25 protein-coding genes and 1 pseudogene are annotated in these 22,448 nt (G+C 68.5%); 19 read left to right on the top strand and 7 right to left on the bottom strand.

The features are described from left to right. Positions 1-39 precede the first annotated feature (39 nt). Positions 40-570 carry a CAP family protein gene (locus tag QH168_RS19580; protein WP_280236182.1) on the bottom strand — a complete coding sequence of 177 codons (531 nt, stop codon included), beginning with the start codon at positions 568-570 and terminating at the stop codon, positions 40-42. Between the two features lie 248 nt (positions 571-818). Between QH168_RS19580 and QH168_RS19575 the strand changes: the two genes are divergently transcribed. Together QH168_RS19575 and QH168_RS19570 are read left to right on the top strand one after the other, a co-directional pair. Continuing rightward, positions 819-1,694 carry an LLM class F420-dependent oxidoreductase gene (locus QH168_RS19575; RefSeq protein WP_280236181.1) on the top strand — a complete coding sequence of 292 codons (876 nt, stop codon included), beginning with the start codon at positions 819-821 and terminating at the stop codon, positions 1,692-1,694. 53 nt (positions 1,695-1,747) lie between these two features. Further along, entirely contained in the window at positions 1,748-2,008 is a 261-nt protein-coding gene (locus tag QH168_RS19570; RefSeq protein WP_280236180.1) for a hypothetical protein, read from the top strand. Here QH168_RS19570 and QH168_RS19565 read toward each other — a convergent pair. Beyond that, positions 2,005-2,547 (bottom strand): YaeQ family protein, encoded by a 543-nt coding sequence (locus tag QH168_RS19565; RefSeq protein ID WP_280236179.1) that lies wholly within the window; start codon positions 2,545-2,547, stop codon positions 2,005-2,007. The two genes, QH168_RS19570 and QH168_RS19565, sit on opposite strands and share 4 nt — an antisense overlap. Positions 2,548-2,582: 35 nt before the next feature. Next, on the bottom strand, positions 2,583-2,936 hold the full coding sequence (locus QH168_RS19560; RefSeq protein ID WP_280236178.1) for a DoxX family protein: 354 nt from the start codon (positions 2,934-2,936) through the stop codon (positions 2,583-2,585). Positions 2,937-3,027: 91 nt separating this feature from the next. Between QH168_RS19560 and QH168_RS19555 the strand changes: the two genes are divergently transcribed. The 4 genes from QH168_RS19555 (at position 3,028) to QH168_RS19540 (ending at position 6,705) form a co-directional block, all read left to right on the top strand. Continuing rightward, entirely contained in the window at positions 3,028-3,921 is an 894-nt protein-coding gene (locus tag QH168_RS19555; protein ID WP_280236177.1) for a LysR family transcriptional regulator, read from the top strand. 223 nt (positions 3,922-4,144) lie between these two features. After that, positions 4,145-5,008, top strand: a complete 864-nt coding sequence (locus QH168_RS19550; RefSeq protein ID WP_280236176.1) for an SGNH/GDSL hydrolase family protein — start codon at positions 4,145-4,147, stop codon at positions 5,006-5,008. A gap of 32 nt (positions 5,009-5,040) precedes the next feature. Then, positions 5,041-6,003 (top strand): esterase/lipase family protein, encoded by a 963-nt coding sequence (locus QH168_RS19545; RefSeq protein ID WP_280236175.1) that lies wholly within the window; start codon positions 5,041-5,043, stop codon positions 6,001-6,003. 294 nt (positions 6,004-6,297) lie between these two features. Then, on the top strand, positions 6,298-6,705 hold the full coding sequence (locus tag QH168_RS19540; RefSeq protein ID WP_280236174.1) for a DUF3224 domain-containing protein: 408 nt from the start codon (positions 6,298-6,300) through the stop codon (positions 6,703-6,705). A 132-nt stretch (positions 6,706-6,837) separates the two neighbouring features. On the opposite strand, the gene QH168_RS19535 is transcribed toward QH168_RS19540, so the two are convergent. The 3 genes from QH168_RS19535 to QH168_RS19525 are packed head-to-tail and all read right to left on the bottom strand — an operon-like array spanning position 6,838 to position 8,322. Further along, positions 6,838-7,149 carry a helix-turn-helix domain-containing protein gene (locus QH168_RS19535; RefSeq protein WP_280236172.1) on the bottom strand — a complete coding sequence of 104 codons (312 nt, stop codon included), beginning with the start codon at positions 7,147-7,149 and terminating at the stop codon, positions 6,838-6,840. Next, positions 7,149-7,490 carry a type II toxin-antitoxin system RelE/ParE family toxin gene (locus tag QH168_RS19530; protein WP_280236170.1) on the bottom strand — a complete coding sequence of 114 codons (342 nt, stop codon included), beginning with the start codon at positions 7,488-7,490 and terminating at the stop codon, positions 7,149-7,151. The genes QH168_RS19535 and QH168_RS19530 overlap by 1 nt, the downstream gene beginning before the upstream one ends. A 58-nt stretch (positions 7,491-7,548) precedes the next feature. Then, positions 7,549-8,322, bottom strand: a complete 774-nt coding sequence (locus QH168_RS19525) for an NAD(P)-dependent oxidoreductase (protein WP_280236169.1) — start codon at positions 8,320-8,322, stop codon at positions 7,549-7,551. Between the two features lie 91 nt (positions 8,323-8,413). On the opposite strand from QH168_RS19525, the gene QH168_RS19520 reads away from it, so the two are divergent. Continuing rightward, positions 8,414-9,097, top strand: coding sequence for a TetR/AcrR family transcriptional regulator (locus QH168_RS19520; protein ID WP_280236168.1), 684 nt, complete (start codon positions 8,414-8,416; stop codon positions 9,095-9,097). A 317-nt stretch (positions 9,098-9,414) separates the two neighbouring features. Continuing rightward, positions 9,415-10,398: an alpha/beta hydrolase family protein gene (locus QH168_RS19515; protein WP_280236167.1), complete on the top strand. Its 984-nt coding sequence runs from the start codon at positions 9,415-9,417 to the stop codon at positions 10,396-10,398. A 254-nt stretch (positions 10,399-10,652) separates the two neighbouring features. Here QH168_RS19515 and QH168_RS19510 read toward each other — a convergent pair whose 3' ends face one another. Continuing rightward, complete coding sequence (locus QH168_RS19510) at positions 10,653-10,943, bottom strand: hypothetical protein (RefSeq protein ID WP_280236166.1); 291 nt, start codon at positions 10,941-10,943, stop codon at positions 10,653-10,655. Positions 10,944-11,168: 225 nt separating this feature from the next. Between QH168_RS19510 and QH168_RS27740 the strand changes: the two are divergent. The 11 genes and pseudogenes from QH168_RS27740 to QH168_RS19455 all read left to right on the top strand — a co-directional run. Further along, a pseudogene (locus tag QH168_RS27740) lies at positions 11,169-11,243 on the top strand (VOC family protein); the annotation flags it as partial. 10 nt (positions 11,244-11,253) lie between these two features. Further along, positions 11,254-11,616, top strand: coding sequence for a VOC family protein (locus QH168_RS19500; protein ID WP_280236257.1), 363 nt, complete (start codon positions 11,254-11,256; stop codon positions 11,614-11,616). A 111-nt stretch (positions 11,617-11,727) separates the two neighbouring features. After that, positions 11,728-13,497 carry a penicillin-binding transpeptidase domain-containing protein gene (locus QH168_RS19495; protein WP_280236164.1) on the top strand — a complete coding sequence of 590 codons (1,770 nt, stop codon included), beginning with the start codon at positions 11,728-11,730 and terminating at the stop codon, positions 13,495-13,497. Between the two features lie 568 nt (positions 13,498-14,065). Continuing rightward, the gene (locus QH168_RS19490) at positions 14,066-15,598 is read left to right on the top strand and encodes a serine/threonine-protein kinase (protein WP_432421138.1); all 1,533 of its coding nucleotides are present in this window, start codon (positions 14,066-14,068) and stop codon (positions 15,596-15,598) included. Positions 15,599-15,985: 387 nt separating this feature from the next. Beyond that, positions 15,986-16,585: a maleylpyruvate isomerase family mycothiol-dependent enzyme gene (locus QH168_RS19485; RefSeq protein WP_280236162.1), complete on the top strand. Its 600-nt coding sequence runs from the start codon at positions 15,986-15,988 to the stop codon at positions 16,583-16,585. A 199-nt stretch (positions 16,586-16,784) separates the two neighbouring features. Further along, the gene (hisD, locus tag QH168_RS19480) at positions 16,785-18,122 is read left to right on the top strand and encodes a histidinol dehydrogenase (RefSeq protein ID WP_280236161.1); all 1,338 of its coding nucleotides are present in this window, start codon (positions 16,785-16,787) and stop codon (positions 18,120-18,122) included. Next, on the top strand, positions 18,119-19,261 hold the full coding sequence (locus QH168_RS19475; protein WP_280236160.1) for a histidinol-phosphate transaminase: 1,143 nt from the start codon (positions 18,119-18,121) through the stop codon (positions 19,259-19,261). Before hisD ends, QH168_RS19475 begins: the two co-directional genes overlap by 4 nt. Positions 19,262-19,349: 88 nt before the next feature. Next, the gene (hisB, locus tag QH168_RS19470; protein ID WP_280236159.1) at positions 19,350-19,982 is read left to right on the top strand and encodes an imidazoleglycerol-phosphate dehydratase HisB; all 633 of its coding nucleotides are present in this window, start codon (positions 19,350-19,352) and stop codon (positions 19,980-19,982) included. Then, positions 19,979-20,611: an imidazole glycerol phosphate synthase subunit HisH gene (gene hisH / locus QH168_RS19465; protein WP_280236158.1), complete on the top strand. Its 633-nt coding sequence runs from the start codon at positions 19,979-19,981 to the stop codon at positions 20,609-20,611. The genes hisB and hisH overlap by 4 nt, the downstream gene beginning before the upstream one ends. 251 nt (positions 20,612-20,862) lie before the next feature. Further along, positions 20,863-21,594, top strand: coding sequence for a bifunctional 1-(5-phosphoribosyl)-5-((5-phosphoribosylamino)methylideneamino)imidazole-4-carboxamide isomerase/phosphoribosylanthranilate isomerase PriA (gene priA, locus QH168_RS19460; RefSeq protein ID WP_280236157.1), 732 nt, complete (start codon positions 20,863-20,865; stop codon positions 21,592-21,594). A 10-nt stretch (positions 21,595-21,604) separates the two neighbouring features. Continuing rightward, positions 21,605-22,447 carry an inositol monophosphatase family protein gene (locus QH168_RS19455; RefSeq protein ID WP_280236156.1) on the top strand — a complete coding sequence of 281 codons (843 nt, stop codon included), beginning with the start codon at positions 21,605-21,607 and terminating at the stop codon, positions 22,445-22,447. The last annotated feature ends 1 nt before the right edge of the window (position 22,448 follow it).

Here is a 22,448-nt window from a genome sequence, read left to right as displayed (position 1 = left end):
GCCGGAGCCTGTTGCCGACTGTCGGCAACAGGCTACGGCTCAGCGCGGGCGGGGCACGTTCTGTTCGAACCGGCCGGTGACGTTGCCGTGCTCCAGGTAGAGGGCGACGACGACATGTTTCTCGCTCTTGCTGGCGAATCCGATGCCAAGCCGCGTACTGGCCTTCCATACGACCTGGGTGAAATGACCGGTGTCGTTGGCGAATACGGGCTTGTCGTAGTCGTAGAGGCTGATCTCGTCGTACCAGATCTGGGTCGCCCATTCGACATTGTGGGCGGGGTCCGGATTGCCGCGGGTGGCCATGAACAGGTTCTCCCCGGCGCCGTTCTTGTGCGGGCACGAGTGATCGATCGTGCCCTTGTCGGCGTAGTACTCGGCGCATTGCCGTGCCCTGTCGTTCAAGTCCTCGGCCAGGGTCATGGCCGGTGAGCCGTGGCGGGCCCGGTAGTTGTTGTGCGCGTCGAGACCGACCTGCGCGTACTGGTCCTGCGCTGACGCCGGTCCCGCACCGGCGATCGATACCGCGAGCAATACGGCGGCAGTGGCCGACAACAACGATCCAACACGCACAAGGGCCTCCTCGAATGGTGAACGGAACACGCGAATGAAGTGGAACACCTACGGCCCGTGGCGATCTGGGCTTCGGGGAGCATACCCGCGCGGGTCGACGCCGGAACGCTGTCCTTTCCACAGCCGGGAGGTCCCTGGCCCCCCGAGCGCGAGGCCGACTCGCCGATCGACGCATCCAGCCTTGACCTGGAGTGCACTCCAGGTCATAGCCTGTGCGGCACAGGCTGCCGATATGAGGAGATCATCGAATGGACCTCGGCTTTCATATTCCCAACTTCGACATCGACGGCGGTGTGGGCGCCATCGCCGGTGAGCTGGCCAGGGTTGGTGCGGCGGTGGAGGAATCCGGTGCCACCTGGCTGTCGTTCATGGATCACTACTTCCAGATCCCACCGACGGGTATGCCCGCCGAAGCCCACATGCTCGAGGGGTACACGACGCTCGGCTACCTGGCCGCCCACACCTCGACGGTCGAACTCGGGCTGCTCGTCACCGGCGTGACCTACCGGCATCCCGGCCTGCTGGCCAAGATCGTCACGACGCTGGACGTGCTGTCGGGCGGGCGGGCGGCGCTCGGTATCGGCGCGGCCTGGTTCGATCGCGAACACCACGGCCTCGGCGTCCCGTACCCCGCCATCTCCGAACGCTTCGAGCGCCTGGAGGAGGCATTGCAGATCTGTGCCCAGATGTGGGATCCGCAGAACAACGGCCCGTACGACGGTAAGCACTATCGGCTCGCCGAAACCCTGTGTTCCCCGCAGCCGATCGACCGCCCGAAGGTCCTGATCGGCGGGGGCGGTGAACGCAAGACCCTGCGCCTGGTCGCCCAGTACGGCGATGCCTGCAACCTGTTCGCCACCACCCCCGAGGAAGTGGCCCACAAACTCGATGTCCTCCGCACACACTGCGACACCCTCGGCCGCGACTACACCACCATCCGCAAGACGATCATGGCCGACCATGCCAAGGCCAACCCTGACCACATCGACGAATTCGTCCGTGACATGGACGATTACGCGAAACTCGGCATCGACGCCGTCATGGTCATTCCGCTGAGCGGTTCACCCGCCAAGTGGATCGATGGGATGGCACCGGCGACCGCGCGACTCGCCGACCTCGGCTGACCCGATGGCGGTCGGCCGACCGCGACGTCGGGATGCATCCCACCGACGCGAACATGGCGAAGTTCAACGAATGGCTCTCGCCGGGTGTCGGACTCGCGCCGGAGGAAATCGACTGCGCGAAGCTGTCATTGGGATATCGACGACGCGTCCCCTGGCAATCAGCCCTGAAAGATGCCGACCTCGAGGCTATCTCGGTCCCCACTCTCGCGCTCTTCGGTGCCGAGACGAAGGTCGGTGATGCCGAGAAAGCGACACAGCGCCTGCTCACTTGTCTTGTGGTGCAGCCACACTCGAGTCTCGCGACGACGGTCTAGGCGAGCCGGTGCTCCTCGATCGCGGTGCTGAACCCGCTGCCGTTCAGGTCGAGGTACAGCAGGCGTTCGGTCACCGAAACGGTGGCGGTGACGCGTCGGTCGAGGGCGGCCGACGCGGCGGCGACGAATTCGCGGTCGAAGCTGTAGAGGGGGATGGATTCGGCGTGGTGGATGCGTTTGCCGGTGAGCGGGGCCAGCACCTTGGCCGGATCGCGGTGGGTGTAGATGGCGACGCGGTCGGCGAGTTTGCTCGCGCGATGGATGCGGTCGGCGTCGGGGGCGCCGATATCGATCCAGGTGGTGAGGCGGCCGGTGAGATCACGGACGAGGACCGCGGGTTCATCGGTGGAGGAGACACCGCCATCGCTGAAGGTGATGCCGTCGGTGTATTCGAGGCAGTAGGCCAGCACCCTGGTCAGCATGAACTCCGCGGTCTCGGACGGATGGCGCGCGACCCGCAACTCCAGGTCCTGGTAGACGCCGCGATCGACATCGGCCAACTGGATGGCGAAGGTGTACAGGGTTGCGCTGAGAGCCATGAGCAGGCAGCTTACGGCGGCTCACGGTCGGCTGTTCAGCCGAGCTGATAGGCCAGGGTGACGGCGAGGTTCACGGTCATGAGCGCGAGCGCGCCGCCCGCCTTACCGAGATCGAAGTCGCGCACCCGCAGATGGGTGATGATCGCGGCGACGAAATGCAGCACCAACCCGGCCGCGGCGGCGATACCGACGGCGGGCAGCGCGAACCCGGCGAGCAGCCCGAGCCCGCCGGCCAGGAAGACCAGGCCGATCGGGCGGGTCCACGACAGCGGAATCCGTACCTGTTCGGCCGCGGCGACGGTGATCGGATGGCGGGTGAAGTTCATCCACGCGCCACCGGCGCACAGGAGCGCGGTGACGCAGGTGATGCTCACGTACAGGGCGAACACTACGAACCTTTCTTCCGTCGAACCAGATGTGTTTCCAGCCTCGCGTCCGGGCCGGTTGCCCGTCCAATACCTGCATCCATAACCTGACGGCATGGATGTCGACCTCCGGCTGCTGCGATATTTCGCGGCGGTCGCCGACGAGGGCAACCTCAGCCGCGCGGCCCAACGGCTCTACATATCGCAGCCGTCGCTCACCAAACAGATCCGCCGCCTCGAGGAAATGCTCAGGGTGGCGCTGTTCGTTCGTTCCCGCGCCGGAATGGCGCTCACCGAGCCGGGACAGGCCTTGGCTCGTGCGGTGCCGCCACTACTGACCGACTGGCAGCGCGCGGTGACCGACGTGAAAACCGCTGCGGCCGAACAGGGCCGGTTGCTGCGGGTCGGTTTCCTGGCCAGTGCGGCGAATGAAGCGACCCAGGACATCATCGGTGCGTTCGGTGAACTCCGGCCCGGCTGGCGGGTGGAGCTGCGGCAGAGTTCCTGGTGGGACCCCACCGCCGGCCTGGCCGACGGCGAGGTCGATGTGGCGCTGCTGCGAGTGCCGTTTCCCGGGCAAGAATCCTGGGGTGTCGAGGTCCTGCTGACCGAACCGCGCGGGGTGATGTTGCCCAGTACTCATCCGCTCGCCGAGGCCGAGGTCATCGCGTTCGAGCAGCTGTGGGACGAGCCGTTCATCGCCGCGCCGGACGCGACCGGCGAATGGCGTGACTATTGGCTCGCCGTCGATGAACGTCAGGGGCATCCGGTGCGGATCGGAGCGGTCACCGAGCACACCGATGAATGGCTCGGTGCGATCGCCAATGGGTACGGTGTGGCGCTCGCACCGGAATCGGCCGGGCGCTATTTCCTGCGTCCGGGGGTCGTGTATCGCCCGGTGACGGGTATCGCGCCGACTCGGGTAGCGGTCGCGTGGAACCCGACGGTGGGTGAGGCGTCCGCGGTCCACGATTTCGTCGCGAGCTGTCGGCGATTCCGTCAGGAGTGACGGGGTCGTTCGGAGCGCCGAATTCGGGCACCCACGGCTTCGCTACATCCACTCGGCTATCGAGACTTGCGCGCGCTGGGCTCCTCGGCCTGCGCGGAATCGGCTATCCGGTCGAAAACGGCCCGGTCGAGTCTCCTTCGTCGTTATGATGCGGACGTTGAGACGACACCGTCTCAACTATGGGGCGGCGCGGCCGCCACGGCTCGACCTCCGAGGACATCCGATGCCAAGCACCCGCCATCGATTCGCCACCGTGCTCGCGCTGTCTGCGCTAGCTCTGTCTCCGGCGGCCGCTGTGCACGCGGCTCCGCAGACCTCCGGCGGGGCGGAGTATGTGGCGCTCGGCGATTCGGGTGCCGCGACGGCCGGGGTGGTGGATATCGATCCGACGGCGCCACTGCCCTGTGTCCGCTCGAACTCGAATGCGCCGACTCTGGTGGCGCGGCAACTGGGGCTCGAACTGGATGATCGGACATGCAGTTCGGCCAAGATCCCCGACCTGACCCGCTCGCAGTCGCCGGGCGCCGGGCCGCAAGCGGAGGCACTGGGGCCGGACACCAGGATCGTCACACTGCATATCGGCGCCAATGACGCGAACATGACGAAATACATTCTCGGCGGATGTCACGCCGGGCTCGCCACCGGCGGTTGCGCGGCGGCAGCGGACCCGCAATGGGATGCCGATATCGACGCGATCGCCCCGGCGTACGCCGCCGCCCTCGACGAGATATCCCGGCGCGCACCACAGGCGACGATCTTCGTCGACGGTTGGCCCACCTATCTCGGTGCTTCCAGTTGCGCGGCGATGCTCGGTCTGCGTGACGCCGACGCGCCCTACATCCAGTCCAAGTTCGCCCGCCTCAACACCGTCGTCGCCCGCGAAGCCGCCGCCCACGGCGCGATCTACCTCGACACCATCGCCGCCTCGCCGCCCGCCGGGATGTGCGCCGATCCGGCGGTGCGCTGGTTCGATCCGATCATCGCCGATCAGACGCTGCTGCCGTACCACCCGACCGTGGCGGGCCACCGCGGCGTCGCCGACCTCATCGCCGCCGCCATCCGCACCTCCGGCGTCCTCGACCGCTGACCGATCCCGCACGACTCGAAGGACCCTCGACGATGAGGCTGATCACCGCCCTGCTCGCCGTCACCATCTGCATGCTCACTTCTGGCACTGGTGTCGCCATGGCCGACCCGTCCGACATCGCCGATCCGCGACCATCGGTGCAGACCGTCGACGAGGCTTTGACCTGTACCGGCGACCCGCGCACCGGCCCGACACCGCTGTTGCTGCTGCACGGCACCACCTCGACCGCCGTGGCCAACTGGTCCTGGAACTGGGACCGCTACCTCGACGCCAAGGGCTGGGCGCATTGCGATCTGCAATCGCCCGCCAACGCCACCGGCGATATCCAGGTCAACGGCGAATACGTCGCGCGCGCCATCGAGCTGCTGTACGAACGCGCGGGTCGCCCGATCTCGATCCTCGGGCACAGTCAGGGCGGAATGGTTGCCCGATGGGCATTCGCGTTCTGGCCCGAAACCCGGGAGATGGTCGACGATTACGTCGGCCTGGCCTCATCGAATCACGGCTCACAGAGTCCCGTACAGGACTGCCGCCGGACTCGGGAATGCTCGGCGGCGCGCTGGCAGCAGACCGCGGGCTCGAACTTCCTCACCGCCCTGAACCGGCAGCCCGAGACCTTCCCCCAGCTCGACTACACCGTGATCGCCACCCGATTTGACGAAATCGTGCTGCCCTACACCTCCTCCTATCTGCCCTCGGCCCCGAACGTGACCAATACGGCCGTCCAGGACCTGTGCCCCGGCAGGCTGGTCGAACATTTCGGCATGGCTTACGACAACACCGCATTCCAGCTGGCCATCGACGCATTCACCCACGACGGACCCGCCGACCCGGCCCGCGTCGGAGGCCCGAGCTGTGCCGACCTGCTCATGCCGGGCGTCGATCCGGCGGCCTTCGTACAGAATTCGGCGCTGGCCCTGAACGAATCGATCACCTGGACCTTCTCGGCGCCCACACTCACCGAAGAGCCGCCGGTGCAGTCGTACGCCCGCTGACCACCGACTTGTGCGCCCACGGTCGGCGACGACAACTCGGCCCCGAGGTGGGCTTCGGCAGTCGGCTCTGGCGCTGCCACCCTGACCCGGCCGGATCGACGGGCAGTTCGGTGACGACGCGCGTTCTGGTAGACGCGAAAAATCTGTATTCGCGCACACTTTCGTGACAGGTATGTTTTCTCCATCTGCGCGGCGGCGATCGGATGTTCAGCCTGTTCCGGACCGACGACATCATGGCCGAGCCCCCTTATCACCTTCGAAGAGGATGTCGGTGGGTGTGGATACGATTGCGCGATGCGAGCCAGTGGAACCTTCAGCGTCCTATCGTTCACCGCTACCGAGGTCGTGCCCGAACCCGCGATCGCGGCCGGGGTTCCGGTGGGTGTGGCGCGGATGGAGAAGCGGTTCGAGGGTGCGGTGTCCGGGCGGGCGGCGACGCTGTTCACCTCGGCGTTCGATCAGGAGCGTGAGGTCGGCACCTATGTGGCGATGGAGTCGTTCGAAGGGACGCTGAACGGGGTCGCGGGCGCCTTCTGCTTCACCCATTCCGCGACCACCACCGGCGCCGATCGCTTGTCGCCGTTCTTCGTCATCGTCCCGGGCAGTGGCACCGCCGACCTCGACGGCATCACCGGCTCCGGCGGCATCGTCATCGACCCCGACGGCACCCACCGCATCTGGTTCGACTACGAACTCGGCTGACCAGACCCGCTTCCGGGCCCCCACCCAGCAGAACTCGCGTACAACTAGACGTAAAGCATTGGGGTCTCGCCATGTCGCGAACCCGGTTCCCTTATCGGACGGACGACCGTCGACCTGTGGTCGAGCTTCGGTTCACGCGATCCGATACGACTGATCGCCGAATCGCGCTACCACTTCGAACGTGCCGCCCAACCCTTCCACGTACTTGCGGATCGTCTCGATCTTGGAGTGCTCGATGCCGCCGTTCTCGATTTTCGACACGGTCCGCTGACCGACGCCGATCTGCTTGCCGAGGTCGGTTTGGTTCAGGTGCTGAGCCTCTCGCAGTTCTGCGAGCCGATACGCGCGCTCGACGGCGCGCATATCGTGGCGGGCAGCGTCGACGCGGGACTGATCGTAGCCACCGCGCGGATGCCGCGTCTGGTCGCTCGTGTACAACTCCATCAGTCCAACCCTTCTAGATGTTCGTCGTAGATCCGATCCGCGATCGGTATGGTCTTTTCGTACCACTCTTTCCGCTTGTCGGTCTTGTCTCCGGCTATGAGGAATATCGCCGACCTCGTCGGATCGAAGGCGAAGATGATTCTGGCGTGGGATCCCGGGATCCGGAGTTCTTTCATGTTCGAGTGTCGTGACGCTCTGAGCGTGTCCACCCAGGGTCGCCCGACTCCTGGCCCTCGTTCCTCCAGCTCCAGGCGCGCGGCCTCATAGTGGTCGAATGTCGCTTCGTCCAGGGTTTCGACCCAGTCGAAGACCTGCTTGGTAAGGCGGATGGTCCAAGCCACCCGCCCTACAATACCACTTGTAGGATCTAGCCCTTCTGGGGTCTGACGCTGAGATTGATCATGCCCGCTTGTGGTCCTGGCGTGCGGTTCCTGCTGGCAGAGTGGCCTTTTCGTTCGATCCGGGCGACTCGTCATGGCTTCGATAAGTCAGGGCGCTGGGGGTGAGGCGGCCGACGATGGCTGGGGCTTCGTGAATGAGAGCGTCGTCGGTGAGGGCTTCGATCATGAAGAGGGCGAAGTCGGTGCGGCGGGTCTTGTTGCTGGCGAGGATGGGGTCGCCGATGTGGCGGCTCCAGGCAGGTAGGCCTTGGCTTTCGCCCTCTTCCAGATCGCTGCCGCGGACGAGGGTCCAATGGCGGTCGCTGGCGAATATTCGGCGGGCTGCCTCCACTTGGTCGTCGATTTCCACGGCGCGGACCAGGCGGGCCAGCCAGGTGATGAAGCGGACGGTCGCCTTGAAGCGCCAGGTGTAGCGGTCCTTGTCGTCGCGTGCGACATGCCAGCCGCACGAGAAGATCAGGCGCGCATCGGGTTCGGCGTGATCGAGAACTGCCTGCGCCGTGCCCGACGAGTACTGCTGGATGCCCCACGGCGCGAGTACGGTGAGCACGCCGTCGCACCCAGCGACCGCCGCGCGGATGATCTCCGGATCGTTCGTCGGGCCGGGGACGATGGTGATCCGATCGGCGACAGCGGCCAGTTTGGGCACGCTACGTTCACGGCATACGCCGACGACCTCGTAGCCGCGATCCAGCGCGTGCCGGACCATGTACTGCCCGAGCTTGCCCGAAGCGCCGACGATGCACACCTTGCGTTGCTGATTCGTGGTCATGTCCTGCGCTCCTGACTCGTGCCACCGATCGTACTTACGTTGTAAGTAACGCTATGCTTACACCGTAAGTCCGTCAAGGGTGAGGAGTCGTATGGGAGTGCGGAGACGGGCCGAACGGGAGCCGCTCAACCGGGACCGGGTGATCGCCGCCGCGATGGCGTTGGCCGACGAGAAGGGCGAGGCCGGAGTCACCATGCGGGCGATCGCCGCCGGGCTCGGCGTGGAGGCGATGTCGCTGTACAACCACGTCGCGGGCCGCGACGACATCCTCGATGGCATGGTCGACGCGGTATTCGGCGAAATAGACCTCCCGGCACCGACTTCGGACTGGCAACACGCCATGCGCGAACGCGCCGCGTCGACACGCACCGCACTCGGTCGGCACCGCTGGGCCGTCGGCCTGATGGATTCCCGCAGCCATCCCGGCCCGGCCACCCTGCGCCACCACGACGCTGTGCTCGGCGTCCTGCGCGCGGGCGGTTTCTCCGTCGCCATGGCCGCGCACGCCTTCTCGGTGATCGACAGCTATATCTACGGATTCGTGCTCCAGGAGCTGAGCCTGCCGTTCACCAACCGCGCCGAACTCGACGAGGTCGCCACCGACATCCTCTCCGACGCGACCCCCGAGACTTACCCGCACCTCACCGAACTCATCGCCGACCACGCTCTGCGACCGGACTACTCCTACGCCGACGAATTCGAGTTCGGTCTCACTTTGATCCTCGAAGCGCTGCACTCTGATGAGGGGCCGCTGCCTCGTGTCGCGTCATCGTGATTGCCCGCAGGCTGCTGGCGCCGTGACATCGTGGTCGCCTGATGGGTACAGGTTCTTGGCGTCATCGTGATTGCTCGATGGGGGCAGGCGCCCGCGCCGCGTCATCGTGATCGCGCACCGCGTCGTAGCGGCTGCTCGCCGGTCGACCGAGCCGCCTCGAATCGGGCTTCACCGTCGGTGATCGTCCCCATGAGGTGAGTTGTCGGCGGCGGCCTCCGCGACTCCTGGAGGAAAAGCCTCGCGCGCAGCGGGATCCGCGCCCGACACCCCGCCGCGGGTGCCGGGTGCTTGGGCCCGCTCATGACACGATTCCTCGAATGAGGCGCGGGATAAGGGTTTCCGGGTGGGTGTTGTCGGTCGTGGTCGGGGTGTGCGTGACCGTGCTCGGGGTTCCGGGGGCGGGGGCGGCGCCCGGATGTGTCGTGCAGGTGCGGTCGGTGGCGGTCGCGGTGGATGGCGAGACGGCGACCGGGCGGGTCTATGAGCCGAGCGGATGCGCGGGGCCCAGCGGTGGGCTGGTGGTCGCGGCGCACGGGCACGATGGATCGTCGGCCGACTTCGCCGGATACCTGACCTCGATCGCCCAGCGGACCGCGTCGCCGGTGCTGGTGATGGATCTGCGCAGCGGCGCCAGCGTGTGGCGCACCGGCGATTGGAATCTGTGGGCCGGATGGCGCGATCTGGTGGCGGCCACCCAGTGGTACAAGAGCGAGCGTCCGGGGATCGTGCGCACCGTGCTGTGGGGGTGGAGCCAGGGCGGGACCACCAGCGGACTCGCCGCCGCGCACGGGCCGCGCGGACTGTTCGACTACTGGGTGGACAACTACGGCCCCGCCGACGTGTTCACCCGATGGATGGCCGCCGCCGGTGACCCGGCGATGCGCGCCGAGATCGAACGCGATGCGGGTGGATGTCCGCCGGTCGCCTGCCCACAGGCCTATATCGAGCGCTCGCCCGCGCTGGTGGCGGGACGAATGGGCGTGCGGCGCGCGTTCCTGATCCACGGCACCGCCGATCCGGTGGTCCCGTACACGGCGAGCGTGCAGATGCGGGCCGCGCTGGCGGCGGCGGGCAGACCGACGTCGATGTACACCATCGTCACCGGCCGCGACCTCAACGGCGCCGTCGTCCCCGGCGATCACAGCATCGGCCCGGCGTTCTTCGAGGGCGGCTGCGTGGTCGAACGCCTACTCCTCGGCACCGAACCCGTCGAGGGCGGCGACCGCGACTACCTCGTCGACGTCGCCACCAACGCCGTCACCGCCCCACCCGCCCCGCCCAACGCCAAATGCGCCGCCTGAGTTCGCCGAGTGGCACCTCACTGCGGCATACGTCGAGAAGACCCGCAGCCAGGTGCTACTCGGCGGGTGAAATACGCGGCGGGGTGGTGGGGTTGGGAGGTGGTGGGTCGTTTGGGTTTACCCTCGGCGCCAGGTCATGCGAAATCTGTCAAAGGAGTCGGCGGGTGGCGGTCGGCCCGAGTTGTGCCGAAGATCTGTCGATCGGATGACCCGGACCCGCCGAGCTGTGGCTGCTCGGCGGGCGGGCGTCGACCTCAGCGGTCGGCGGGCGGCTGCGGTGGCTCGCCATCCGGTCCGGTCGGCGGCGGGCACGGCCTGCCATCGGCGCCGACCGGCGGCGGCAGCGGCCTACCGTCCGGGCCGATCGGGGGTGGCAGCGGTCGGCCATCGGGGCCGAGCGGTGGGGGCGGGCAGCCGTCACCCGGAACGCCCGCGAGCGTCACCGACGCGCCGTCGACGGGCGCGGCCATGGCGGATCCGGTGCCGATCACGCCGAAACCGGCGATCCCGGCCGCGACGAGGACACTTGCGGTCCGAAGCTTCATTTCGAAATCCTCACTCGAATGTCGTTGTCTTACAACGACTTGGACGCAGAGGCGGGTGTCCGGTTCCCGGCGGGGCTCCAATGTGACGGCAATCACTATCCGCTGCTTCACGCCTGGCCCGGTGCTGCGTCGAGAACGTCGGATTTCTCGCGGCGGCGCTCGAACGGTGCGGGTCGGGCGTCGCCGGGGTGGCGGATGTTCCCGAATCGGTAGCCTCGGGTGACCATGCCGGATCTGCGCGGAATCAACCATCTGACACTGTCCACCACCGACCTCGACCGCCTCGTGCGGTTCTACACCGAGTTGCTCGGTGCGAGGCTCGCTTTCGAACGCGACCGACACCGATCCACGGATCGCGGTGCTCGACGTGGGCGCGGACGACCATCTGATGATCATCGAAACCGCCGGTGGCGCACAGACCGGTCTCGACCCGCTCGGTCGAGCCGGATGGGGGTTACGTGTCGGCACCCACGCGCAGCTGCTGGAGACGCGTGAGCGATTGCTCGCCGCCGGACGGCCGACCGGAGCCATCGAGATCCTGCCCACGCAATGGACGATGACGTGCAGCGATCCCGACGACCGGCCGGTCGACATCCGCGCCCACCGACCGCGCACCCACTCGGTGACAGGTGATTCGGAGACAGAAGCAGCGGGGGATTCGCCGAGCGAGTGACCCTGCGCCCGGTGTGGTTCGGCCGACGGCTGCACTCGGCGTGGTTCGCCCCCGACTCGGCCCGAACGCGGCGCGCCGGGACCGGCGGCTGGGTCGTGGGATCTGGCGCGCATGGTTACCCTCGGGCGGGTGCGCACCGATCGGAAAGTCTTCGTGCTGCTGGCCGCCGTCGCATTGTTCTCGGCGGGATGCTCGTCGGGGCCGGAACAGCCCGACACGGTGGCGGGGGAGTTCGTGGACGCGCTCAATCGGGACGATCTGCCTGCGGCGGCCGCGCTCACCGACAATCCGGCGCAGGCGGGGGATGCGTTGCGCGGGTTGTACGAGGGGCTGGGATCGGAGGTCGTCTTCGAGGTCGACAGCGTCGATGACGACGGATTCACTCTCGCCGCGACCTGGAAGCTGGGCAAGGACGGCACACACGAGTGGACCTACACCACCACCGGTACGGCCGCCGAATCCGGTGACGACTGGAAGGTGCGCTGGAATCCGGCGACCGTCGCGCCCGGTCTGGAGAAAGGGCCGCTCAGCTACGCACCCGTGTACCCGGAACCCGCACGGGTGCTCGACTCCAGCGGCGGCGCCCTCATGACCGAGGAGGTGGTGAGCCTCGTCAACGTGGCGCCCGGTGCGGACACCGGCGCCGTCGCCGCTCTGCTCGCACCACTGGCGCCGACCATCACCGCCGACTCGCTGAACGCCGATCTCGCGGGTGCCGAAGGCAAACCGATCACGCCGATCAGCTTGCGCGCCACCGATATCGCCCCCATCCAGGAGTCGCTGGCCGCGATACCCGGCGTCACCCTCGCACCGCAGAATCGCTTGCTCACCGCCGATAAATCCCTATCCGGCCCGACCCTGTCGGGGCTGAACGAACTATGGCAGCAACGCGCCGACGAGGCCGCAGGTTGGGCGGTACGCGTACGAACGCCCGAGGGCACCGAACGCCTCGCCGGGCAGGACCCACAGCCGACCGCCGACATCACCACCACCCTCGACATCGACCGGCAACACGCCGCCGAAGCCGCACTCACCTCGGTGGCGCAGCCTGCCGCGATCGTCGCACTGCGACCGTCGACGGGCGAGGTGGTGGCCGTCGCCCAGAACGACGCCGCCGACGCGCAGGGCCCGATCGCGCTGACCGGGCTGTATCCACCCGGTTCGACCTTCAAGACGGTGACCGCCTCGGCGGCGCTGGCCGCCGGGACCGCCACCCCCGACACCGTGCTGCCCTGCCCGGGGGAGGCGAACGTGGAGGGCCGCCGCATCCCCAACGACGACAGCTTCGATCTGGGCGAGGTGCCGTTGCACACCGCCTTCGCCCGCTCCTGCAACACCACCATGGCCCGGCTGGCGGTGAATCTGCCACCGAACGCACTGACCGACACCGCCGAACAGCTCGGCCTCGGCATCGACTACGTCACGCCCGGCCTCACCACGGTCACCGGATCGGTCCCGCCCGCGAACACACCCGCCGAACGCGTCGAATCGAGCATCGGCCAGGGCACCGTCACCGCATCGCCGTTCGGTATGGCGCTGGTCGCGGCCGCACTCGCCCACGGCAGCCCGCCCGCGCCGATGCTGGTCACCGGTGAGCCAGGAGTCGCGGATCGGACACCGCAACTGCTGCCGCCCGCCGTAGCCGAGCAGGTGCGCACCATGATGCGCGAGACCATCACCGCGGGCACCGCCACCCAGCTCGCCGATATCCCGGGCCTGCTCGGCAAAACCGGCACCGCCGAATACGGTGACAACTCCAACGCCCACGGCTGGTTCGTCGGCATCGACGGCGACCTGGCCTTCGCCGTCTTCGTCGCCGATGCGGGCAGCTCGGCCCCGGCGGTCGAGGCCGCGGGACGGATGCTGCGCGCGGGGCGCTGACGAGCGATATGTCGGCCGGGGAGGTAGTGGTCGGCGTGTGCCGCCGTGGAGTGTACGGACGTTGGCGCTGGCCCGGACGCAGCGGTGCTGAACCGGACATAGCGTGGCCCACCGGACATGGAAGAGGAGTGAGAGGGCCATCGGGGGCGGCCGCGGGGATGTGGTCGCGGTTCGTCGGAGAGGGCCGAGGAGGGGGATGTGGCCGTGGCCGGTGGCGGAGGGGTGGGGCGCCGGGATTCGGTCGGCGTCGCGGGCTTGTCGGGCCGGGAGGGAGTCGGCAACGCGTCGGCGTGTCGTTCGGCGTGTCGGGGCGGGGGACCGTCTATCGGACACCGTGTCCGCGCAGTGCTCGCAGGTGGCGGGGTAGCGGCGGGGGTCGGAGGCGGTCGAGGGGTGTATCAGTGGCCGGTGCGGCCCGCGCGCCAGCTACACTCGTGCCGAACGCGCGAGCGGTCAGTACGCGATTTGTCACATTTCGAGAAGGTTCGGAGTAGGCGCCATCGATACCGGTCAGTTGATCGCGGAGCATTACCGCCTGGTCGAGCGGATTGGTAGCGGCGGCACAGGCGTGGTTTGGCGTGCCATCGACGAGCGCTTGCAGCGGTCGGTCGCGGTCAAACAGATTCACATCAAACCGAGCTTGCCCGAGGCCGAACGCGACGTACTGCGTCAGCGGGCCATCCGGGAAGCACGCAACGCGGCCAGATTTCAGCATCCCAACGCGATCGTCGTCTTCGATATCACCGAACACAACGGCGATCCCTGCCTGGTGATGGAGTACCTGAAGTCCCGCAGCCTCGCGCAGGTGCTGTCGGCGCAGGGCGCGGTGCCGTTGAACCAGGTCGCCCGGATCGGTGAACAGGTCGCCTCGGCGCTGATCGCCGCGCATCAGGCCGGAATCGTGCACCGTGACGTGAAACCCGGCAATATCCTGCTCGACGACCACGGCACCGTGAAGATCACCGACTTCGGTATCTCGCGCGCCGCGGGTGATGTCACGCTCACCGAAACCGGTCTGATCTGCGGCACCGCCGCCTATCTCGCGCCGGAAGTGGCACGCGGCGCCGATCCGACACCCGCCGCCGACGTTTTCGCCTTGGGCGCCACCCTGTTCCACGCGCTCGAGGGTGAACCTCCTTACGGCGCAAGCTCGAATCCGCTCGCGGTGCTGTACGCGGCGGCCAACGGTCAGGTCAGCGAGCCGCACAATGCCGGTCCCGCAACCGATTTCCTGTTGCAGCTGCTGAGCCCGCAGCCCGAGGATCGCCCGACCATGCGGATGGCGCGCGATCAGCTGGCCGCCCTGGCCGACGCCGACGAGGATGCGGTGCCCGCCGGATTCGTCCCGGCCAGTGAGGCTTACGGCCGCCGCAACGGCAACGGCGCCACCGAGGTCGTCGCCACCCAGGCGCTGCGCACCCGTACCGCCGCCGCGGGTCCGGCCACCGAACGTCAGCGCCCCCCGATGCGCAGCTCCGCCGCGCTGGACACCGCCGCCCATCGGCCGGTGCCCGCGCGCGAGCAGCCCGACACCGATGACCACCCACGCACCTCCACGCAGCCACGCCCCGCCTCGGCGGCCGCGGGCAAGCGACGCGCGGTGCTCATCGGTGCGTTGGTCGGTGCGGTCGTCGCGGTATCGGCACTGCTGATCAGCGCGTTCAACAGCGCCGACGACGGGGACGCACCACAGTCGTCGGCCTCCTCGTCGGCCGTCGCGCCTTCGGGTGACGCGAGCACCTCGGCCGCGGTGCCGGTGCTCGGCCAGACCCCGAGCGTCGGCGGCAAGGTCACCGATATCGGCGCCGCCGGACAACTGGTCGAGCGGTTCTACAGCGATCCGCAGAGTTCCTGGTCGCTGCTGACACCCGCCGCGCAGAAGGTCTACACCGACCAGCAGGGCTTCCAGCAGTACTGGGGCGCCGACGGCCGCACCATCCAGAGCTTCGGTCGCATCTACGCCCCCGGCGGCGTCAACGGCGACGGGTCGGTCGATATGAGCGTCACCGGCCTCACCTACGGCGGCCAGAGCAAGAACCCCAGCCTGCGCATCATCGACGCGGGCGGCGGGCGCCTGCTCATCGACAGCGACACCCGCTGACCCAGTTCACGGGCGACCGCTGTTCGAGCAACCGCAGGATTCGCGGCGGAACGTCTGAGCTACTGGCCGCACCGCCGACGGCTCCGCGCTGTGACAGCCGATCGGTGCCGTGCGTGACGGCTGGCGGTGTCGTGTCGTGACCGCCGGTGGTGTCGCCGTGACCGCTGCGTTCGGCGGTGATCTTCGCGCTCCGCCATGACCACGTTCCACCATGTGCGCGCAGTGGCCGAACAGGTGGCGGCTGAGCCGATGACGACGATCCATCGGTTGGTCGTGGCCTGAGCCCCGCCGGCGGGCGCGCGGGTCGAGGGCAAGGCCCGGCCCGGCGACCCGTTCCATCGCCCAGAACTCTCGCGCGTGGCGGCACGACAGATTACGCTCGGGCGCATGAGTATTCGGGGGATGCTGGCCGCGGAGCGGGCGCAGCTGATCGAGGTGTTGCGGGAGCTGTCGGACGCGGAGTGGGAATCGCCCTCGCTGTGTGCGGGCTGGCGGGTGCGGGATGTGGTGGGGCATCTGTTGCAGGACACGTACTCACCGCTCGGGTATGCGGCGGTGGTGTTGAAGAGTCTCGGTTCGGTGGACAAGACCAACAAGGCGATCGTCACCGCATCCGCCGAACTGTCCACCGCGCAGCTGATCGAAGCGCTGGCGGGCGCGGGCCGACTGTCGAAGTTCGCACCCAAGCTGATGCTGGCCGACCTGCTGGTGCACCAGCAGGACATCCGCCGGCCCCTCGGCCGCGGCCGCGAGATCCCCGAAGACCGGCTGATCACCGTCCTCGACCACCCCGATCCGTTCGCCCTGCCGGGGCGGCGCATGAAGGGGCTGCGCTTCGTCGCTACCGACGTCTCATGGACGAAGGGTGACGGGCCCGAGGTGCGCGGTCCGGGGGAGGCGATCGCGCTCGCGGTGGTCGGGCGCACCGTCGCCCTGGACGATCTCACCGGCGACGGAGTCGCGGAACTACGCCGACGCTGCGGCTGACCGAACGACGCTCCGGGACGAGACGGGCACCACAGCGGAAGGCTTGGTCCGCCCCGGCGACCTGCGCACGCGTCGCTCACCACACACGCGCCCGCCCGCGCGGGGCCGACCACGCGTATAACCGCTGGCGTACGACCATTAGGCTGGTAGACGCAACTTTCCTGTTGTGAACCAGCCGGAGACAAGGATCGCCACCGATATGACATCCCGCATCGAGCTCGCCCGCGTCGACTTGCGCGGTCGCACTCCGTCTGCCGCCGAGCTGCGCACCGCGCTGCCGCGTGGCGGCGTCGACGTGGACTCGGTGCTGCATCAGGTGCGTCCGGTGGTCGAGGCGATCCGCGATCGTGGCGTCTCCGCGGCGCAGGAGTTCAGCGAGAAGTTCGACGGTGTGGTTCCGCCCGCCGTCCGAGTTCCGGAGGCGGAACTGCGCGGCGCGCTGGAGCGGCTCGACCCGGCCGTGCGGGCGGCGCTCGAGGTCGCGATCGAACGCACCAGGACCGTGCACGCCGATCAGCGGCGCACCGACACCGTCACCGAGGTGGTACCCGGCGGCACCGTCACCGAGCGGTGGGTTCCGGTCGAGCGGGTCGGGCTGTATGTGCCCGGCGGCAATGCCGTCTACCCGTCCAGCGTCGTGATGAACGTCGTCCCGGCGCAGGCCGCGGGCGTGGAATCGCTGGTGGTGGCCTCGCCGCCGCAGGCGCAGTTCGGCGGGCTGCCGCATCCCACCATCTTGGCCGCGGCCCGGCTGCTCGGCGTCGAGGAGGTGTGGGCGGTCGGCGGCGCGCAGGCCGTTGCGCTGCTCACCTACGGCGGCACCGACACCGACGGCGCCCAGCTCGCCCCCGTCGACATGATCACCGGCCCCGGCAACATCTACGTGACCGCCGCCAAACGTCTGTGCCGCGGCCTGGTCGGGATCGACGCCGAAGCGGGCCCCACCGAGATCGCCATCCTCGCCGACGCCACCGCCGATCCGGTGCACGTCGCCGCCGACCTGATCAGCCAGGCCGAACACGATGTGCTCGCGGCCAGCGTCCTGGTCACCGACAGCGTGGCGCTGGCCGATGCCGTGGACGCCGCGCTCACCGCGCAGCTGACCGTGGTCAAACACGCGCACCGGGTCACCGAGGCGTTGACCGGCGCCCAGTCCGGGACGGTGCTGGTCGACGACATCACCCAGGGGCTGCGCGTGGTCAACGCCTACGCCGCCGAACACCTCGAGATCCAGACCGCCGACGCCGCCGCTGTCGCCGCCCGCGTCCGCAGTGCGGGCGCGGTGTTCGTCGGCGCGTACGCCCCGGTGAGCCTGGGCGACTACTGCGCGGGCTCCAACCACGTACTGCCGACGGCGGGCTGCGCGCGGCATTCGTCCGGGTTGAGTGTGCAGACATTCCTGCGCGGCATCCACGTCGTCGAATACACCGAGGCGGCGTTGAAGGACGTCGCCGGTCATGTGGTGGCACTGGCCAACGCCGAAGACCTGCCCGCGCACGGCCAGGCCGTGCAGGCGCGATTCGAGGCGCTGTCATGACCGCCGCCGTGCCCGGTGCGCGTATCGGCCTCGCGGATCTGCCGTTGCGGGAGAACCTGCGCGGTATGAGTCCCTACGGCGCACCGCAGTTGACGGTACCGGTGCAGCTCAACACCAACGAGAACCCGCATCCACCCAGCCGCGCCCTCGTCGACGACGTCGCCGAGGCCATTCGCGCCGCCGCCGCCGATCTGCACCGCTACCCGGATCGCGATGCGGTGGCCCTGCGCGCCGATCTGGCCGCCTACCTGACCCGCCAGACCGGTGTGGCCGTCGACACCAGCAATGTGTGGGCCGCCAACGGCTCCAACGAGATCCTGCAACAGCTGTTGCAGGCGTTCGGCGGACCGGGTCGGCGCGCCCTCGGCTTCGTGCCCTCGTATTCGATGCACCCGATCATCTCCGAGGGCATCGACACCGAATGGATCGAAGCGAAACGCCGCGCCGACTTCGCCCTCGATATCGACGCCGCCCTGGCCGCCATTGCCGAACGCCACCCCGATGTGGTGTTCGTGACCAGCCCGAACAACCCGACCGGGCACAGTGTGCCCGCCGCGGACCTGGCGCGGATCCTGGACGCGGCGCCCGGCATCGTCATCGTGGACGAGGCCTACGGTGAGTTCTCCGCCGAACCGAGCGCCATCGGCCTCATCGACGAATACCCCACCACACTGGTGGTGAGCCGCACCATGAGCAAGGCCTTCGCCTTCGCCGGTGGCCGTCTCGGCTATCTGGTGGCCGCGCCCGCGGTGATCGACGCGCTGCTGCTGGTGCGGTTGCCGTACCACCTGTCGGTGGTCACCCAGGCCGCTGCCCGTGCGGCGCTGCGCCATGCCGACGAAACCCTCGGCAGCGTCGCGGAATTGGCGGCCCAGCGCGATCGGGTGGCGGCGGAACTGACCGCGCTCGGTTTCGAGGTGGTGCCCAGCGACGCCAATTTCGTGCTGTTCGGGCGGTTCGCCGATGCGCCGCGCGCCTGGCAGCACTATCTGGACGAAGGCGTGCTCATCCGGGACGTCGGTATCCCCGGCTTCCTGCGCACCACCATCGGCCTCGCCGCCGAGAACGACGAATTCCTGCGGGTCAGTGCGAAACTGGCCGGTACCGAACTGACGGCTGCCGACGGTTCCGCCCGATGAACCGCACCGCCGCCGCTCGAGCCCTCGACAACCGGCCCGGCGCCGCCGGTCGCCGAGCCGATACCGCCGCAACAACCCGGAAGCGAGCATGAACCGAACCGCGCGGGTGGAACGCACCACCAAAGAGTCGAGCATCGTCGTCGAGCTGAACCTCGACGGCACCGGCCGCACCGATATCTCCACCGGTGTGCCGTTCTACGACCACATGCTCACCGCGCTCGGTGCGCACGCGAGCTTCGATCTGACCGTGCGCGCCGACGGCGATATCGAGATCGAGGCGCATCACACGGTGGAGGACACCGCGATCGTGTTCGGTCAGGCGCTGGGGCAGGCCCTCGGCGACAAGAAGGGCATCCGCCGCTTCGGCGACGCCTACATCCCGATGGACGAGACTCTCGCCCATGCCGCCGTCGACGTCTCCGGGCGGCCGTACTGCGTGCACGTCGGTGAGCCGGAACATCTGCTGCACGCGGTGATTCCGGGATCGCCGGTGCGTGGGCGCAATGAGCCGGGCGCGCCGTATTCGACGGTGCTCAACCGGCATGTCTTCGAATCGATCGCGCTCAACGCGCGCATCGCATTGCATGTGCGGGTGCTGTACGGGCGCGATCAGCATCATGTGACCGAGGCCGAATTCAAGGCCGTGGCACGGGCATTGCGCGCGGCCGTCGAACCCGATCCGCGGGTCAGCGGTGTGCCGTCGACGAAGGGGGCGCTGTGAGTGCGTCGGTGGTGTTGCTGGATTACGGCTCCGGCAACCTGCATTCGGCCGAACGCGCCCTCGTGCGGGCCGGTGCCCAGGTGGAGGTGACCGCCGATCCGAAGGCCGCCCTGGCCGCGGATGGGCTGGTTGTGCCCGGTGTCGGTGCGTTCGCCGCGTGTATGGCCGGACTGCGCGCGGTGCGCGGGGAACGGATCATCGGACAGCGGCTGGCCGGTGGCCGCCCCGTGCTCGGCATCTGCGTCGGTATGCAGATCATGTTCGACCGCGGTGTGGAATTCGACGTGGAGACCGAAGGCTGCGGCGAATGGCCCGGCACCGTCGCCCGCCTCGACGCCCCCGTGCTCCCGCATATGGGCTGGAACACCGTCGAAGCCCCCACCGACAGCGTGCTGTTCGCGGGTATGGACGCCGACACCCGCTTCTACTTCGTACACTCCTACGCCGCCCAGCAGTGGGACCTGCCACCCAGCGACCACCTGGCCGCACCCAAGCTCACCTGGGCCGAACACGGCACCAAGTTCCTGGCGGCTGTAGAGAACGGCGCCCTCGCGGCCACCCAGTTCCACCCGGAGAAGTCCGGGGACGCCGGGGCGCATCTGCTGCGCAACTGGGTTCAGTCGCTGTAGGTCAGGGCCGCGGGATCAGACCATCGCGCCCGCTCGCCTCGGCCGGTTCTGCGGTCGCATCAGCGACGCGGCGGAACTGTTGGAATCACCTTCGTTGAGCGCCGGCGAGCTGGTCGACCAGTGCGGTCGGTCCGGTGCGGCCGGTGGGCGTCAGTCGTCCGCCGGGTTCCGCGGCAGGCTTCATCGGCCAGCAGCTCGTATCCCCAGGCCCGGGGCCGGGTTGCCAGGGGTGAGCTATTAGGCTGTTCGGAGTGAGTCTTGTGCTGCTGCCCGCCGTCGATGTCGCCAATGGAGAGGCCGTGCGCCTCGTGCAGGGGGAGGCGGGTAGCGAGACCAGCTACGGCTCGCCCCGTGAGGCAGCGCTCGCCTGGCAGGAAGCCGGTGCGGAGTGGGTGCATCTGGTGGATCTGGACGCGGCGTTCGGGCGCGGATCCAACCGCGAGCTGCTCGCCGGCGTGGTCGGCGAACTCGATGTGAAAGTGGAACTCTCCGGCGGAATCCGGGACGACGAATCGCTGAAGGCCGCCATGGCCACCGGATGCGCGCGGGTCAATCTCGGCACCGCCGCCCTGGAAGATCCGGTGTGGTGCGCCCGCGCGATCGCCGAATACGGCGAACGCGTCGCCGTCGGCCTGGATGTGCGCATCATCGACGGCGAATACCGGCTGCGTGGGCGCGGCTGGGTCAGCGATGGCGGCGATCTGTGGGAGGTGCTCGAACGCCTCGAAGGTGACGGCTGCTCGCGCTACGTCGTCACCGACGTCACCAAGGACGGCACCCTGACCGGCCCCAACCTCGACCTGCTGCGCGAGGTCTGCGCCGCCACCGACGCGCCGGTCATCGCCTCCGGTGGCGTGTCCACCATCGACGATCTGATCGCCATCGCCGAACTGGTGCCCGACGGCGTCGAGGGCTCGATCGTCGGCAAGGCGCTCTACGCGGGCCGGTTCACGCTGCCCGAGGCGCTCGCCGCGGTGCGCTGAGCCCGCCGATATGACCGTCCCGAATCCCGATCCCGCAGCACTGCTGCCCATTGCCGCCGAAGTGCTCGATGCGGCGGCCGTGCGGTTCGTCGACGGCCTCGGCGCGCCGAGCGCGGTCGACAAGGGCCACAACGATTTCGCCACCGAACTCGATCTGGAACTGGAACGCACCATCTCCGCGCGGCTGCACCAGCTCACCGGTATCGAGGTGCACGGCGAGGAATTCGGCGGCCCGCAGCTCACCAGCGGCACCGCCTGGGTGCTCGACCCGATCGACGGCACGTTCAACTATTCGTCCGGACATCCGTTGTCGGGCATGTTGCTGGCCCTGGTCCGCGACGGTGAACCGGTACTCGGCCTGACCTGGCTGCCGGTGCTCGGCCGCCGCTACGCCGCCGTGGCCGGTGGTCCGGTACTGCTCGACGGTGTGCCGCTCCCGCCGCTGCCGACGGGGACCTTGGCCGAGGCGATGATCGGTTTCGGCGCGTTCAACGTCGATTCGGCGGGCCGCATCCCCGGCCGCTTCCGGTTCGATCTGCTCGGCGCGCTGAGCAGGCTGTCCTCGCGGGTGCGGATGCACGGCTCCACCGGCATCGACCTGGCCTTCACCGCCTCCGGCGCATTGGGCGGTGCGATCGTGTTCGGGCATCATCCGTGGGACAACGCGGCCGGGGTGGCGCTGGTGCGTGCCGCCGGTGGTGTGGTGACCGATCTGACCGGCGCGCCGTGGCATATCGAATCGGGATCGGTGCTGGCCGCCGCACCGGGCGTGCACGCCGAACTGCTGGAGATGATCGGTGCGGTCTCGGCGGAAACAGAACCCACCGCCGCGCGCGGTGGCAGGGAAGGATGAG

The organism is Nocardia cyriacigeorgica (genome assembly GCF_029868385.1).
GTDB classification, from domain to species: domain Bacteria; phylum Actinomycetota; class Actinomycetes; order Mycobacteriales; family Mycobacteriaceae; genus Nocardia; species Nocardia cyriacigeorgica_F.
This window is presented reverse-complemented; position numbering and strand designations above follow the sequence as displayed.